14 protein-coding genes and 1 riboswitch are annotated in these 14,574 nt (G+C 65.7%); of the genes, 3 read left to right on the top strand and 11 right to left on the bottom strand.

The genetic code is table 11. The annotated features are described in order from the left end of the window. Positions 1-9 precede the first annotated feature (9 nt). Positions 10-606: a peptidylprolyl isomerase gene (locus MLE18_RS17120; protein ID WP_243440021.1), complete on the bottom strand. Its 597-nt coding sequence runs from the start codon at positions 604-606 to the stop codon at positions 10-12. Positions 607-903: 297 nt separating this feature from the next. Here MLE18_RS17120 and MLE18_RS18160 point away from each other — a divergent pair, with 297 nt between their 5' ends. Further along, positions 904-2,130, top strand: coding sequence for a putative sugar O-methyltransferase (locus MLE18_RS18160; protein ID WP_243440020.1), 1,227 nt, complete (start codon positions 904-906; stop codon positions 2,128-2,130). A gap of 51 nt (positions 2,131-2,181) precedes the next feature. Here the strand turns inward: MLE18_RS18160 and tdh are convergent, their stop codons facing one another. The 10 genes from tdh to MLE18_RS17065 all read right to left on the bottom strand — a co-directional run bounded on the left by tdh (position 2,182) and on the right by MLE18_RS17065 (position 12,159). Further along, complete coding sequence (gene tdh / locus MLE18_RS17110; protein WP_243440019.1) at positions 2,182-3,207, bottom strand: L-threonine 3-dehydrogenase; 1,026 nt, start codon at positions 3,205-3,207, stop codon at positions 2,182-2,184. A 139-nt stretch (positions 3,208-3,346) separates the two neighbouring features. After that, on the bottom strand, positions 3,347-4,549 hold the full coding sequence (locus tag MLE18_RS17105) for a glycine C-acetyltransferase (RefSeq protein ID WP_243440018.1): 1,203 nt from the start codon (positions 4,547-4,549) through the stop codon (positions 3,347-3,349). A gap of 19 nt (positions 4,550-4,568) precedes the next feature. Next, entirely contained in the window at positions 4,569-5,054 is a 486-nt protein-coding gene (locus MLE18_RS17100) for an asparaginase domain-containing protein (protein ID WP_243440017.1), read from the bottom strand. 54 nt (positions 5,055-5,108) lie between these two features. Further along, positions 5,109-6,539, bottom strand: a complete 1,431-nt coding sequence (locus tag MLE18_RS17095; protein ID WP_243440033.1) for an aspartate ammonia-lyase — start codon at positions 6,537-6,539, stop codon at positions 5,109-5,111. A 79-nt stretch (positions 6,540-6,618) separates the two neighbouring features. Then, entirely contained in the window at positions 6,619-7,326 is a 708-nt protein-coding gene (locus MLE18_RS17090) for an ABC transporter ATP-binding protein (RefSeq protein ID WP_243440016.1), read from the bottom strand. Further along, positions 7,319-8,104, bottom strand: a complete 786-nt coding sequence (locus MLE18_RS17085) for an ABC transporter ATP-binding protein (protein WP_243440015.1) — start codon at positions 8,102-8,104, stop codon at positions 7,319-7,321. The genes MLE18_RS17090 and MLE18_RS17085 overlap by 8 nt, the downstream gene beginning before the upstream one ends. Next, complete coding sequence (locus MLE18_RS17080; RefSeq protein WP_243440014.1) at positions 8,101-9,168, bottom strand: branched-chain amino acid ABC transporter permease; 1,068 nt, start codon at positions 9,166-9,168, stop codon at positions 8,101-8,103. Before MLE18_RS17080 ends, MLE18_RS17085 begins: the two co-directional genes overlap by 4 nt. Then, positions 9,168-10,061 (bottom strand): branched-chain amino acid ABC transporter permease, encoded by an 894-nt coding sequence (locus tag MLE18_RS17075; RefSeq protein ID WP_243440013.1) that lies wholly within the window; start codon positions 10,059-10,061, stop codon positions 9,168-9,170. The genes MLE18_RS17080 and MLE18_RS17075 overlap by 1 nt, the downstream gene beginning before the upstream one ends. Before the next feature lie 95 nt (positions 10,062-10,156). Beyond that, positions 10,157-11,293 (bottom strand): ABC transporter substrate-binding protein, encoded by a 1,137-nt coding sequence (locus tag MLE18_RS17070; protein WP_243440012.1) that lies wholly within the window; start codon positions 11,291-11,293, stop codon positions 10,157-10,159. A gap of 98 nt (positions 11,294-11,391) precedes the next feature. Continuing rightward, positions 11,392-12,159: an IclR family transcriptional regulator gene (locus tag MLE18_RS17065; protein WP_243440011.1), complete on the bottom strand. Its 768-nt coding sequence runs from the start codon at positions 12,157-12,159 to the stop codon at positions 11,392-11,394. Positions 12,160-12,424: 265 nt separating this feature from the next. Then, positions 12,425-12,596, top strand: a riboswitch (M-box (ykoK) riboswitch). Between the two features lie 341 nt (positions 12,597-12,937). Between MLE18_RS17065 and MLE18_RS17060 the strand changes: the two genes are divergently transcribed. After that, positions 12,938-14,242, top strand: coding sequence for an Nramp family divalent metal transporter (locus MLE18_RS17060; protein WP_243440010.1), 1,305 nt, complete (start codon positions 12,938-12,940; stop codon positions 14,240-14,242). A gap of 27 nt (positions 14,243-14,269) precedes the next feature. Next, positions 14,270-14,512, top strand: coding sequence for a hypothetical protein (locus MLE18_RS17055; RefSeq protein ID WP_243440009.1), 243 nt, complete (start codon positions 14,270-14,272; stop codon positions 14,510-14,512). The last annotated feature ends 62 nt before the right edge of the window (positions 14,513-14,574 follow it).

Genomic DNA, 14,574 nt, shown 5'->3' with positions numbered 1-14,574 from the left:
CCGGGGCGGCTAGCGCTGCACGATCTCGGCCTTGGTGATGACCACGGGCTCCACGGGCACGTTCTGGTGCATGCCCATGTTCATGGTGCGCACACCCTTGATGGCGTCCACAACCTCCTTGCCCTCCACAACCTTGCCGAACACGGCGTAGCCCCAGCCCTGCGGGGTCTTGGCGGTGAAGTCGAGCATGCCGTTGTTGACCACGTTGATGAAGAACTGCCCCGTGGCGGAGTGGGGGTCCCCGGTGCGGGCCATGGCCACGGTATAAGCGTCGTTCTTGAGCCCGTTGTCGGCCTCGTTGGTGATGGGCGCACGGGTCGCCTTCTGGACCATGCCCTTGTCCAGCCCGCCGCCCTGGATCATGAACCCGGGGATGACGCGGTGGAAGATCAGGCCGTCGTAGAAGCCGTCCTTCACGTACTGGACGAAGTTGTCCACTGTGGCGGGGGCCTTGGCGCGGTTCAGCTCCAGCACGATGTCGCCCTTGGTGGTGGTCAGCTTGACGTAGATGTCGCCCTCGGCGGCGTGGGCCGCCCCGGCGGCCAGGGGCAGGAGGCAGAAGGCGGCCGCGAGGGCCGCGCGCAGCAGTGCGGTGATGGTATGCATGGTTCCTATCCTTCGATGCGGGTGTTTCGAAGGCCGGGACAGTCCCGGCCGTTAGCCCCCATACTCCGCAACGCCCTTTCGGTAAAGGGCGGGCTCGCTTTCCCGCTGTGCAGGCGGGGCGCAGCACCCGAGGCGACCTCCGCGCATGCAGTGGGCCGCTGCTCATCCGTCTTGACTGGTTATGGCAATTGGCCGAGTGAAAGCAGGCCACTGGATCGGGACTGGCGGCAGACGGGCGACAACGCGGCCAGCAGATGCAGTCGGGCGGAGCAATCGAGCCATGAAGCGAGGGCAACCGTGACGGTGGATGAACTGCAAAATCTTGCGGCCCAATGTTCGACACTCACTGACGAGGAGCTTACAAGCCTCCTGCTGAGTCTGCCGCACCACAGGCCTTATAGCATCGACTTCTTCGCGAGGTTTAACGATCATGCTTGGCCGCAACGCATGATGGCCAGGACGTTTCACCACCATCCGATCCAAAGGGACGGAACGTTCGCCGTCCAGGAGGACGCCCCCCGGGCGGATGACACTGCGCTGGTGGCCCGCGTGGCGGCGGCTTACGGCAAATCACGCTCCACCTGCCTGGGCGCCACCGACAACATGTGGCTCGGCACCTTGAATGATTTGAAAGCTGCCTCGCGCGAGGTATTGGAAAGCGCGGATTTGCCCGCCATCGGCGGGATGCTTCGCAACCCTGCCGGCGCGATGCTCTTGTTCGGGTTCGAAGGGCTCCACGCCAGGGCCTTGGCGAAACGCTCCCGCGAGGGATGGGTCCAATTGAACCACGCCCGGATATACGACCTCCTGCTGCAGCTGTGCCGTGCCACCGGAGCCACGCGCGTGGCGAACCCTGAAGCTTCGGGGGGGGCCGAGGACACACCGGGCATCGACGACATGCTCGCACATCTCGATGACAGGCTCGGCTTCCGGGTCCATTTCCCGAACATCTACCCCCTCGAAGCAGGGCTTCAGACCCCGCGTGGTCTGGTCGGCTACCGGGCGGTGCAGGCCCTATACCTTGTCTGGCGGATGAAGCAGCTTCTGGGGGAGAGGGCCTCCCCACGAATCCTCGAGATCGGGGCGGGGCTCGGCTGGTCCGCCTATTACGCGATGAAGGCGGGCTTCGAAAGCTACACCCTCATCGACCTCCCCTTGAGCGGAGCGGCTCAAGGCTACCACATCGGCCGCATCCTGGGTGAGGAGAATGTGGCGTTCTGGGGCGAGGAGCAAACGGCCCCGGTCAGCATCCTCCCTCCGGCGGCCTTTGAACAGCTGGACGGTCCTTTCGACCTGGTCGTCAATGTGGACTCGCTCACCGAAATGTCCGAATCGACCGCGCGGGGCTACCTTGCCGGCGCGCGGCGGCTGTCTGGACGGTTCCTGTCCATAAACCATGAGGCCAATCCATTCACGGTGGAATCTCTTTATAGGAAGATGCACGGGATCAAGGCGCAGCGCTCGCCCTGCTGGATGCGCAAGGGTTACGTGGAGGAACTGATCGAGTTCCCGGAAGGGCAATAAAAAAGGGACGCCCCGTGGGGCGTCCCTTGTCATTTCACGCATAGGGGCTTTCTAGCGCCAGTCCAGAATGACCTTGCCGCTGTTGCCGGACATCATCACCTCGAACCCGGCCTCGAACTGGTCGATGGGGAAGCGGTGGGTGATGATGGGCGTGAGGTCCAGCCCGCTCTGGAGCATGGCCACCATCTTGTACCAGGTCTCGAACATCTCGCGGCCGTAGATGCCCTTGATCTCCAGGCCCTTGAAGATCACGTGGTTCCAGTCCACGGCGGTGTTGGAGGGCAGGATGCCGAGCAGCGCCACCTTGCCGCCGTGGTTCATGTTCTCGAGCATGGAGGCGAAGGCCGAGGCCACGCCGGACATCTCCAACCCCACGTCGAAGCCCTCGGTCATGCCCAGCTCGCGCATGACGTCGGGCAGCTGCTCCCGGGCCACGTTCACGGCGCGGTTGGCGCCCATCTTCCTGGCCAGGTCGAGGCGGTAGTCGTTGATGTCGGTGATGACCACGTGGCGCGCGCCCGCGTGCCGGGCCACGGCCGCGGCCATGATCCCGATGGGCCCGGCCCCGGTGATGAGCACGTCCTCGCCCACCAGGCCGAAGGACAGGGCCGTGTGCGCGGCGTTGCCGAAGGGGTCGAAGATGGCGGCCATGTCGTCGCTGATGTCCGCCGGGATCTTGAAGGCGTTGAAGGCCGGAATGGCCAGGTATTCGGCGAAGGCCCCGGCGCGGTTGACGCCAACGCCCACGGTGTTGCGGCACAGGTGCCTGCGCCCGGCGCGGCAGTTGCGGCAGAAGCCGCAGGTGATGTGCCCCTCGCCGGAGACGCGGTCGCCGATGGAGAAGCCGCGCACCTCCTGGCCCATCTCCACGATCTCGCCCACGTACTCGTGGCCCACGTGCATGGGCACGGGGATGGTCTTCTGGGACCACTCGTCCCACTTCCAGATATGGATGTCCGTGCCGCAGATGGCGGTCTTGGTGATCTTGATCAGGACGTCGTTGTGGCCCACCTCGGGGCGGGGCACGTCGGCCAGCACGAGGCCGGGGCCGAACGTCTGCTTCACGAGCGCTTTCATGTCGGTATGCCTCTCGTATGCGATGCGGACGCGTGGAGCCAGCGCCTTCGCATGTATGTATTCCGCTCCCGGGCCAGGCCCGGGAAAACCGTTTCGATTGTCATGAGCAGCATCGTCATGCTCCTCATGATTTCCGCATTCAGGAAATCGCGCCCAACGCCCTGCCGGCCTTGGCGAAGGCGGCCACGGCGCGCTCGATCTGCTCCGCGCTGTGGGCCGCGCTCATCTGGGTGCGGATGCGGGCCTTGCCCTTGGGCACCACCGGGAAGGAAAAGCCCACCACGTAGATGCCCTCGGCGAGCATCTCGCGGGCCATGTCCCCGGCCAGGCGGGCGTCGCCCAGCATCACGGGGATGATGGGGTGGTCCTTGCCGGCCAGCTCGAAGCCCAGGGCGGCCATTTCGCGCCGGAACAGCTCGCCGTTGCCCTGCACTTTGGCGCGCAGCCCTGCGCCCTCGGGGCTGTCCAGGAGCTTGAGCACCGCCAGGGTGGCCGCCGCGATGGAGGGGCACAGCGTGTTGGAGAACAGATACGGCCTGGAGCGCTGGCGCAGAAGGTCCACGATCTCCTTGCGCCCGGAGGTGTAGCCCCCCGAGGCCCCGCCCAGGGCCTTGCCCAGGGTGCCGGTGACGATGTCCACCCGCCCTTCCACCCCGCAGTGCTCCAGGGTGCCGTGGCCGTTTGCGCCGATGAAGCCCACGGCGTGGGAGTCGTCCACCATGACCAGGGCGTCGTAGCGGTCGGCCAGGTCGCACACGGCCTTGAGGTCCGCGATGACGCCGTCCATGCTGAACACGCCGTCCGTGGCGATGAGCTTGAAGCGCGCCCCGGCCGCGTCGGCCTCCTGCAGTTTGGCCTCCAGGTCGGCCATGTCGTTGTTGGCGTAGCGGAAGCGCTTGGCCTTGCACAGCCGGATGCCGTCGATGATGGAGGCGTGGTTCAGCGCGTCGGAGATCACGGCGTCCTCTTCGGTGAGGATGGTCTCGAACAGGCCGCCGTTGGCGTCGAAGCAGCTGGAGTAGAGGATGGTGTCCTCGGTCTTGAGGAAGGCCGAGAGCGCGGCCTCCAGCTCCTTGTGGATGGTCTGGGTGCCGCAGATGAAACGCACCGAGGAGAGGCCGAAGCCGTAGCGGTCCAGGCCTTCCTTGGCGGCGGCGATGAGCCTGGGGTCGTCCGAGAGGCCCAGGTAGTTGTTGGCGCAGAAGTTGAGCACCTGCGCCCCGGAGGCCAGGGTGATGCTGGCGGACTGGGGGCTGGCGATGACGCGCTCGTCCTTCTGGAAGCCGTCGGCTTTGATCTGGTCCAGCGTGCCACGCAGGTGGTCCAGGAAGCGCTCGTTCATGTGTTGCTCCTCCTGCGTCTTATTCGGTTGCTTCGAAGCGGCCAGCGTCGCGATTCTTGCGGACCTTGTCCGCCCGGAACACCTGGCCGCTCATGGAAATGTACACACCTGGCGGCAGGGACTGCACCGCGCCCACGGCGCAGCCCACGTTGAACACGGCGTCGGTGCCCTTGAAGCGCGCCGGGGACATGGCCCCGGTGAACACGATCACCTTGTCGGCGATGTCCATGAGCACCTTGGCGGACTGCACCATGCTGTCCGTGCCGTGGGTGATGAGCACGTATTTGCCGGGGTGGGCCTGCACGCGGCCGCGCAGCAGCTGCCTGTCCTCGTCGGTTAAGTGCAGGCTGTCCTTGCGCAGGACCTCCTCCACCTCGAAGTCGAAGGTGACGTTGGCCTCCTTCAGGATCTCCCCGGCCTGGGGCTCGCCCACGGCGTAGTCGGAGAGGTCGTCGAAGTAGATCTTGTCGATGGTGCCGCCCATGGAGAAGATTTTCAGGTTCAAAGCGTTCCTACCTCGGGTGACGGCCCGCGCGGGGCGGGCCGGGATTGGAATGGATCAGATGCCGCAGCTGTTCTCTTCCCCGTCGGGGGAATAGGGCCTGGGCGAAGGCAGGGGGGCCAGCATCTGGCGGGGATCGAGCACCTCGGCCAGGCGCTCGGCGCTCCAGCCGAGCATTTCGGCGGCGGCCTCGGCCACGCTCACGCCCTTGTGCAGGGCGGCGCGGGCAATATGGCTGGCGGACTCATAGCCCACGTGGGGCACCAGGGCCGTGGCCAGGCCCAGGCTCTGCTCCACGAAGGCCCGGCAGCGGGCCTCGTCGGCCTCAATGCCGCTTATGCACTTGTCGGCCAGGGTCAGGCAGCCGCGCTTGAGCAGCATGAGCGACCCGAACAGGTTGTGGGCCAGCACGGGCTCCATGGCGTTGAGCTCCAGCTGCCCGGCCTCGGCGGCCAGGGTCACGGTCAGGTCTGAGCCGATGACCTGGAAGGCGATCTGGTTGACCACCTCGGGGATCACGGGGTTGACCTTGCCGGGCATGATGGAGGAGCCCGGGGCCATCTCCGGCAGCTTGATCTCGCCCAGGCCGCAGCGCGGGCCGGAGGAGAGCAGGCGCAGGTCGTTGCAGATCTTGGAGAGCTTCACGGCCGTGCGCTTGAGCACGCCGGAGAACTGCACGTAGGCCCCGGCGTCCTGGGTGGCCTCCACCAGGTTCTCGGCCAGGATCATCTTCTGCCCGCTGACCTCGCAGAGCAGCTTCACGGCCAGGGCCGGGTAGTCGTCCGGGGCGTTGATGCCCGTGCCGATGGCCGTGCCGCCCAGGTTGACCTCGCGCACCAGGTCCAGGGCCTCAACCAGGCGCTGCCTGTCCTCGCCGACCATGATGGCCCAGGCGTGGAACTCCTGCCCCAGGGTCATGGGCACTGCGTCCTGCAGCTGGGTGCGCCCGATCTTGATGACGTCCGCGAAGCAGCGGGCGCGGTCCTCAAGGGCGCGGGTCAGGCGGCCCATGGCCTTGTGCAGGTTCAGGCCCATGAACACCAGGGCCAGGCGGATGGCCGTGGGGTAGACGTCGTTGGTGGACTGGGAGAGGTTGACGTGGTTGTTGGGGTGCAGGTGGGCGTAGTCGCCGCGCGGGCGGCCCAGGCGCTCCAGGGCCAGGTTGGCGATTACCTCGTTGGCGTTCATGTTGCTGGAGGTGCCCGCCCCGCCCTGGATCACGTCCACGCGGAAGTGGGCGCGGTGCTTGCCCGCCAGCAGCTGGTCGCAGGCCCAGGCGATGGCCTGGGTGCGCTCGTCGTCCAAGAGGCCCAGGCGGTTGTTGGCCAGGGCCGCCGCCTTCTTGATGGCGGCCAGGGCCTTGATGAACTCCGGATAGTGCGAGATGCGCACCCCGGTGATGTGGTAATTGTGGATGGCCCGCAGGGTCTGGATGCCGTAGAGGGCGTCCTCGGGAACGGGCAACGACCCGAGGCAGTCGGACTCCATGCGGTGCTCGGCCGGGCTTGGCCCGGCCTGCCGGTGTCCGCCCGCCTCAGGGGTTTCGGGCAGCGAGCTGTCCATGGAGCTATCCTCCGAGATAGGCCTGGCAGACCCTCTGGTCCGCGATCAGCTGCTCGCCGGTGCCTTCCAGAACCACCGTGCCGGTCTCCAGCACGTAGGCATGGTGGGCCACCTTGAGGGCCGCGAAGGCGTTCTGCTCCACCAGGAGCACGGTCATGCCGCGTTCCTGGTTGATGGTCTTGATGATCTCGAACACGTCGCGCACCACCAGGGGGGCCAGGCCCAGGCTCGGCTCGTCGAGCATGACCACCTGGGGCTTGCCCATGATGGCCCGGCCCAGGGCCAGCATCTGCTGCTCGCCGCCGGAGAGGGTGCCGCCCTTCTGGTCCTGGCGCTCCTTCATGCGCGGGAACAGCTCGAACACCCAGGCCAGGTCGGCCGCGATGCCGTCCTTGTCGTCCCGGCTGTAGGCGCCAAGGTGCAGGTTCTCCATGACCGTGAGGTGCGGGAAGATGCGCCTGCCCTCGGGGGCCATGACGATGCCCGCCTTGACCACTTCCACGGGGTTGAGGCCCAGCAGCTCGCGGCCGTTGTAGGTGATGGAGCCCTTCTTGTTCTTCACCAGCCCCGCGATGGCCCTGAGCGTGCTGGACTTGCCCGCGCCGTTGGCTCCGATGAGGGTGACGATCTTGCCCTGGGGCACCTCCAGCGAGACGCCCTTCAGGGCGTGGATGCCGCCGTAGTGCACGTGGAGGTCGGTAATCTTAAGCATCGCAGGCGTACTCCTCTCCCAGGTAGGCTTCGATCACCTTCGGGTTGGACTGGATGGCCGCCGGAGCGCCCTCGGCGATGGTCACGCCGTAGTCCAGCACCCACATGTGTTCGCAGATTTCCATCACCAGCTTCATGTCGTGCTCGATGAGCAGCACAGTGAGGTCGAACTGGTCCCTGATCTGGCGGATGAAGCCGATGAGGTCCTGCGTCTCCTGGGGGTTCATGCCAGCGGCGGGCTCGTCGAGCAGCAGGAGGCTCGGGCGCGTGGCCAGGGCCCGGGCGATCTCCAGCCGGCGCTGGGCTCCGTAGGGCAGGCTGGAGGCCTGCTCGTTCTCCAGGTGGGCCAGGCCCACCACGTCGAGCAGTTCGAGCGAACGCGCGCGGATGGCCTTGTCCTCCTTGAGGGCGGAAGGCAGGCAGAACACCGAGGCCAGCCAGTTGGACTTCTGGCGCACGTAGCTGCCGATCATCACGTTCTCGAGCACCGTCTCGTTGCCGAAGAGGCGGATGTTCTGGAAGGTGCGCGCGATGCCCGCCCGGCAGACCTCGTGCGGAGGCAGGCCGGTAAGCTCGCGGCCCATGAACACGGAACGGCCCTCGGTGGGCTTGTAGAAGCCGGTGATCATGTTGAAGCAGGTGGTCTTGCCCGCGCCGTTGGGTCCGATGAGCCCGGTGATGGTGCCCTTGGGCAGGGCGGCGCTGAAGCCGCTCACGGCGGTGAGGCCGCCGAAGCGCATGGTCAGGCCGGTGGTTTCGAGCACGATGTCCTTGTTCATTGGGCGACGCCTCCTTTGCCGCTGCCGGGCTTCGCGCCGAGGCCGAGCCTGGCGCCCACGGCCTGCCAGGAGAACTCCCGCATGCCCATGAGGCCCTCGCGCCTGAAGAGGATGACCACGATGAGCGCCAGCGAGAACACCACCATGCGCATGCCCGGGATGCCCGCCAGCTCGAAGTCGCCGATGTAGACCGGGTTCTCCACCACGCGCAGCCACTCAAGCAGCACCGTGATGCCGATGCCCGCCAGCACGGAGCCGGTCAGGGAGCCGAGCCCGCCGGTGACCACGATCATCAGCACGTTGAAGGTCAGGGTGAAGAGGAACATCTTGGGGTCGATGGTGGTCAGCAGGCTGGCCAGCAGCGCGCCGCCGATGCCCGCGAAGAAGGAGCCCACCGTGAAGGAGAGCAGCTTCATGCGGAACACGTTCACGCCCATGGCCTTGGCGGCGGTCTCGTCGTCCCGGATGGCCTTGAGCACGTTGCCCGTGTTGGACTTGAGCAGCCGCACGATCACGTAGAGCGTGACCAGGCACCAGCCGAAGTTCCACCAGAGGTTGGCGTGGGCCGGGATGCCTTTGAACCCGAGCGCCCCGTTGGTCACGCTGGTCATGTTGGTGGCGGCCACGCGCACGATCTCGGCGAAGCCCAGGGTGGCGATGCCAAGGTAGTCGTCGCCCAGGCGCAGCAGCGGGAAGCCGATGATGAAGCCGAACAGCGCCGCCACGAGGCCGCCCGCCAGGGTGGCCACCACGAAGGGGGCCTGGGCGTCCTGCACCCACTGGGCCGCTCCGCCGATGATGAAGAGCGTGTCCTTCTGGTCCGGCGTGAGGATCAGGATGGAGCAGACGTAGGCGCCGATGGCCATGAACCCGGCGTGGCCCAGGCTGAACATGCCCGTGAACCCGTAGATCAGGTTGAGCGACAGCGCCAGGATGATGTTCACGGCGATGAGGTTGAGGATCTGGATCTTGTAGCCGTCCAGCGAGCCCTCGGCCCACCAGACGAACAGGCCCAGCGCCGCCATTGCCAGCACGTTGAGGATGGTAAGAGTGCCGCGGTTCATTACACCTTGTCCTCCACCCGAGCACCGAACAGGCCGGTGGGTTTGAAAAGCAGGACGCCAATGAGCAGGACGAAGGCGAAGGCGTCACGATAGCCGGCCAGGTCCGGGAAGAAGGCCACGGTCATGATCTCGATGAAGCCGAGGACCACGCCGCCCACCACCGCGCCCTGGATGGAGCCTATGCCGCCGAACACGGCGGCGATGAACGCCTTGAAGCCCGGGATGGTGCCCATCATCGGCTGGATCTGCGGATAGCGCAGGGCCCACATGATGCCGCTGGCCGCGGCCAGGGCCGAACCGATGCCGAAGGTGATGGCGATGACCCGGTTCACGTTGACGCCCATGAGGTAGCTGGTCTCGATGTCCTTGCTGATGGCGCGCATGCCCAGGCCGGTCTTGGTGCGGTAGACGATGTAGAGCAGGCCGAGCATGAAGAGCACCGAGAGCACCGGCACGAAAAGTGTGATGGGCAGGATGCGCACAGCGCCCACGATCCAGGGCTGCTCCATCCATTCGGGGCGGTACACGCCGCGCGGGATGGCCTGGAAGAACACGATGGCCACGTTCTGCAGGAAGAACGAGACGCCGATGGAGCTGATCAGCGCCGAGATGCGCGGGGCGTCGCGCAGGGGCCGGTAGGCGATGCGGTCCACCATGATGCCCAGGCCCGCGGTGAACACGATGGAGGCCGCCACGGCCAGGGGCCAGGGCAGGGAGAAGAGGCTGACGCCCCAGAAAACGAAGTACGCGCCCAGCATGAATATCTCGCTGTGGGCGAAGTTGATCAGGCGCAGGATGCCGTAGACCATGGTGTAGCCGATCGCGATGAGAGCGTAGAGGCTGCCCAGGGTGAGGCTGTTGAGCGCGTGCTGAATGAACATTTCGGGGGTCATGAGAAAGTCCTTCTGGTTGTGCCGCCAGCGGACGCGGGGGGGCCGTCGCCCCCCCTTGTCCGAATGGCTCGTCAACGGCTCAAGGCCGGATCACATTACAGCTCGGGAGTGATCTCGCCTTCGTAGACCTTCTTGCCGTCCTTGATGATGATCATGCCGATGGGCTTCACCGCATCGTGGGTCTCGTTGATGGTGGTGGAGCCGGTCACGCCCTCGAAGCCCTTGGTGGCGGCCAGGGCCTTGGTGATGTCCTCGGGCTTGGCGGAGTTGGCGCGCTTGATGGCGTCGATGATGATCATGTAGGCGTCGTAGCCCAGGGCCGCGTTCACGTTGGGCTCCTTGTCGGCCGGGTGGGTGGCCTTCCAGGTGTCGGTGAACTTCTTGGCGGTGGGGTTCATGTTCTTCATGGACGGGTCGTAGGGGAAGGTGGTCTGCACGAAGCCTTCCACGGCCTTGCCGCCGATCTTCACGATGTCGGGGTTGTCCATGGCGTCGCCGCCCATGATCTTGAAGGTGGCGCCCAGCTCCTTGGCCTGCTTCATGATGATGGCGCCCTCGGCGAAGTAGGAGGGAATGAACAGGACGTCAGGCTTCTCGGAGATGATCTTGGTCAGCTGCGCGGTGAAGTCCTGGTCGCCGGACTGGTAGTTCAGGGTGGAGACCACCTGGCCGCCCAGCTTGGTGAAGGACTTCTTGAAGAAGTTGGAGAGGCCCACGGAGTAGTCGTTGGCCACGTCGACCAGCATGGCGGCCTTCTTGAAGCCCAGGGTCTTGTAGGCGTAGGTGGCCGCGCCGGCGCCCTGCAGGGGGTCGATGAAGCACACGCGGAAGATGTACTTCTTGCCCTGGGTCACCAGGGGGTTGGTGCAGCTGGTGCCGACCTGGGGGATGCCGGCCTTTTCGGAGACTTCGCCGCCGGCCATGGCCAGGGAGGAGCCGTAGGTGCCGATGATGGCCTGGACTTTTTCCTTCTCGATCAGGCGCTTGGTGGCGTTGGCGGCCTCGACCTTGTCGGACTTGTTGTCCACCACGAACAGCTCGACCTTCTTGCCCAGGACGGTGCCGGCTTCCTTGTGGGCCATCTGCACGCCCTCAAGCTCCAGCTGGCCGCCGAAGGCGTTCTGGCCGGTCAGGGGCAGGAACACGCCGATGCGGACGGTGTCGTCGGCGGCCATGGCCAGGCTGGCGAACCCGAAGATCGCAGCCATGCACAGTGCGAGAATCCTTTTCATCCAACTTCCTCCTCGGTTCACGTTGCTTCCGGCCTGCGGACGGCATGCCCCGCATGCGCGCTCCGGCCGGAACGGTTGCATCCGTTGCGGGGCCCGCCCTAGAGCGAGACCACCGCGGAAATCTTTTTGGCCAGCTCCACCAGGTAGGGGGAGTAGAGCCTTTCGAACTCTTTCATGGTGTGGGTGTCGGTGGCGGAGTCGAAGCTGACGCCCCCGATGACCTTGTTGGTGCGCAGGCTGAACAGCGGCGCGCCGATGGCGATGAGGCCCGGCACGGACTCCTCGTTGTTGTAGGAGTAGCCGAGTTCACTGACGCGCCTGAGCTCCTCCAGGAGCTCCTGCTTGTCCGTAATGGTCTTGTCGGTCTTGGGGTGCAGCTCCAGGCGCTCCACCAGTTGGCGCAGTTCCTCGGGCTCCATGTAGGCCATGGCCGCCTTGCCGGTGGCCAGGTAGTAGAGGTCGGAGGCGTAGCTGAAGCTGCGGAAGGCCGTGGTGTATTTGGATTCGCGGCGATAGATCAGGTAGATGGCGTCGCCGGAGACGATGCCCACGTCCACGTGCACGTTGTGGCGCTCATGAGCCTCGTCCACCAGGGGCTTGACCAGGCGGACGATCTCGCTGTTCTCCAGCATGGCGTGGCCCAGGGCCAGGCTGCGCACGCCCAGTTTGTACAGGCGGGTGCGCTCGTCGCGCTGGAGGTAGCCCAGCTCGCAGTAGGTGTTGACGTAGCGGTAGACGCTGGTCTTGTTGATGCCCACGCGCCCAGCGATCTGGTTGAGAGTGTACCCTGCGTCCGATACGCCGAAGAGGTCCAGTATCTTCAGACCCTTGGCCAGGGTTTCCGATGCGTTGTCCTTGCTCTTCAAAGCGGTTCTCCAGGGCTTGGCCCACCGCCCACTGCAATGGTGAGGAGCGGAGTAGCTTCGTGCGGCGATGTGTTCCTCTCACCGGAACGGCAGTTCGAATTGTTGCCCCCATCTATTTCGACAGGGAACTTTTGTCAAACAAATAATACCCCTTGATTTCGCTCATAATTTACAATTTCCGCAATTGCACTGAAGCTTTCGCCATTGTAATCCGCACCCGGGCACATTTCCTGTTGACTTCTCCGCCCCCCGGGTAGAAAGAGCCCTTGTTCCCCGGTGAGCGAGGCTCCCGCGCGACACACAGGCCACTGCCCTGCCCCGTCCAAAGACGTCCGCAGGGTAGAACAGGCATTCCCGGACTAAGGGTCTGCCCAAGGTGGCTGAGGCTTTCGCCTCTCACGGTGCGCGGTGCTGAAGCTTGGACCAGGGGGAAACGGCCCCAGGCCCTTCGTGGCCTTTTTCCGCCCTTTCCCCTTCGCCCGTGGGAAAGGGTTTTTTTGTTTTCCGCAACCTCAACCGGAGCACGATTGAATGGACGCCGGTCCTACACACCCTAGTAGCGATTGCGAACACCCCGGCTCCGTGGAATCCGCCGCCTAGACGCCCCGACCTCTCCTGGTCCCGACGCCCCGGCCGCTTCCACGGACATCCCTGGAAAGCAGCCGGCAGGCGAAGGACCGCTCCCCAGCGCCCTCCTCCTCCGACTTGCAGCCGCTCAGGCGGACGCCTCGCGTCTTGCCCGTGCGGCCAACCGCGCAACGACACGGAGGACAAGCCAATGTCCCGCAACGCCACGACCATGGCCGCCCCCGCCGGGGCCGTCACGGTGAAGAAGAAGTGGATGCGCGAGGTCGTGACCTTCCTGATGGTCTTCGGCCCGGGCATCATCGTCATGGAGGCCGACAACGACGCCGGCGCCGTCGCCACCTACGTGCAGGCCGGGGCCCAGTACGGGCTGCACCTGCTCTGGGTGCTGGCCCTGCTGCTGCCCGTGACCTACCTCGTGCAGGAGATGGTGGTGCGCCTGGGCATCGCCACGGGCCAGGGCCACGCGGCCATGATCTACAAGCGCTTCGGCAAATGGTGGGGGCATTTCTCCCTCATCGACCTGCAGCTGGTGAACTTCCTGACCCTGGTCACGGAGTTCGCGGCCATCGCCCTGGCCCTGGGCAAGCTGGGCATCCCCCCGGCCTGGGGCGTGCCCGCCGCGGCCATCGGCCTTTTGCTGCTGGTGCTCACGGGCAGCTACCTGCGCTGGGAGCGCATCGTGGTCTGCTTGTGCCTTGTGGACATGGCCTGGCTGTTCATCGCCTGGCGCACCGGGCCCGGCGCGGGCCAGGCACTGGGGCACGCCGTGGCGCCCACCCTGCCCCCGGGCGGCCTGACCTCCGACCTGGTCTACCTGATCATAGCCATCGTGGGCACCACCATCGCGCCCTGGCAGCTGTTCTTCCAACAGAGCTGCGTGGCGGACAAGCGGCTGCGCTTCTCCGACCTGAAGTTCGCCCGCCTGGACACCCTGGTCGGCGCGGTGTTCACCATCATCGTGGCCGGCAGCATGATGGTCGCCGGCAGCGCGGCCTTCACCCACGGAATCCCTTTCGAGGACCCGGCCCAGCTGGCCATGGACCTGGCCGGGATCGCCGGTGAGGGCGTGCGCTACGCCATCCTGCTGCTGATGATCAACGCCGCCATCCTGGGGGCCACCACCATCTCGCTCTCCAGCGCCTGGGCCTACGGCGAGGTGAAGGGCTGGCCGCACAGCCTGCATAAAAAGGTCAAGGACGCGCCCGGATTCTACGGGGCCTACGCCCTGTTCGTGGGCCTGGCCGCCGCCCTGGTGCTCATCCCCGGCGCGCCGCTCCAGGTGATCATCCTCTCGGTGCAGGTGCTGGCCGGGATCATGCTTCCCTCGGCCATCGTGTTCCTGCAGCTGCTGCTGAGCGACAAGGAGCTCATGGGCGAGGAGCTTGTGAACAAACCTTGGAACAACGTGGCCAACTGGACCATCATCGTGGTCTTTTTCGGCTTGTCCCTGATCCTGGCAGCCCAGGTGCTGCTGCCCGAAATCTTTACGTCCTGACCGGAAACGCTCGAAAAGGAGACCGACATGATCCGCAAGAACACCTCCCCCGCAGCCATCGCCGCCGCCGAGGAAAGCTACGTCGTGGTCCACCCCTGCTTCGACGCCCCGGAAGCTAAGCGCGACATCGACTCCCTGGGGCCCATGAAGCTCTCACTCTCCGGGCGCATCGCCCTGCTCGGCCTGCGCGCCTACCTGGTGCTGATGATGGGAATGGTGGCCTACCGCGCCCTGGACATGGCCGGCGTCATCGTCCACCTGAAAGGATAGCTCTCGCCTTCCCGCGCCTTTTCGGCGCACAAAGCGGGGACGCGGCCTGGCCGCGTCCCCGC

This window comes from Fundidesulfovibrio soli (assembly GCF_022808695.1).
Taxonomy (GTDB): domain Bacteria; phylum Desulfobacterota; class Desulfovibrionia; order Desulfovibrionales; family Desulfovibrionaceae; genus Fundidesulfovibrio; species Fundidesulfovibrio soli.
Note: the sequence above shows the minus strand (reverse complement) of the source record. Positions and strands in the feature narration are given on the sequence as shown.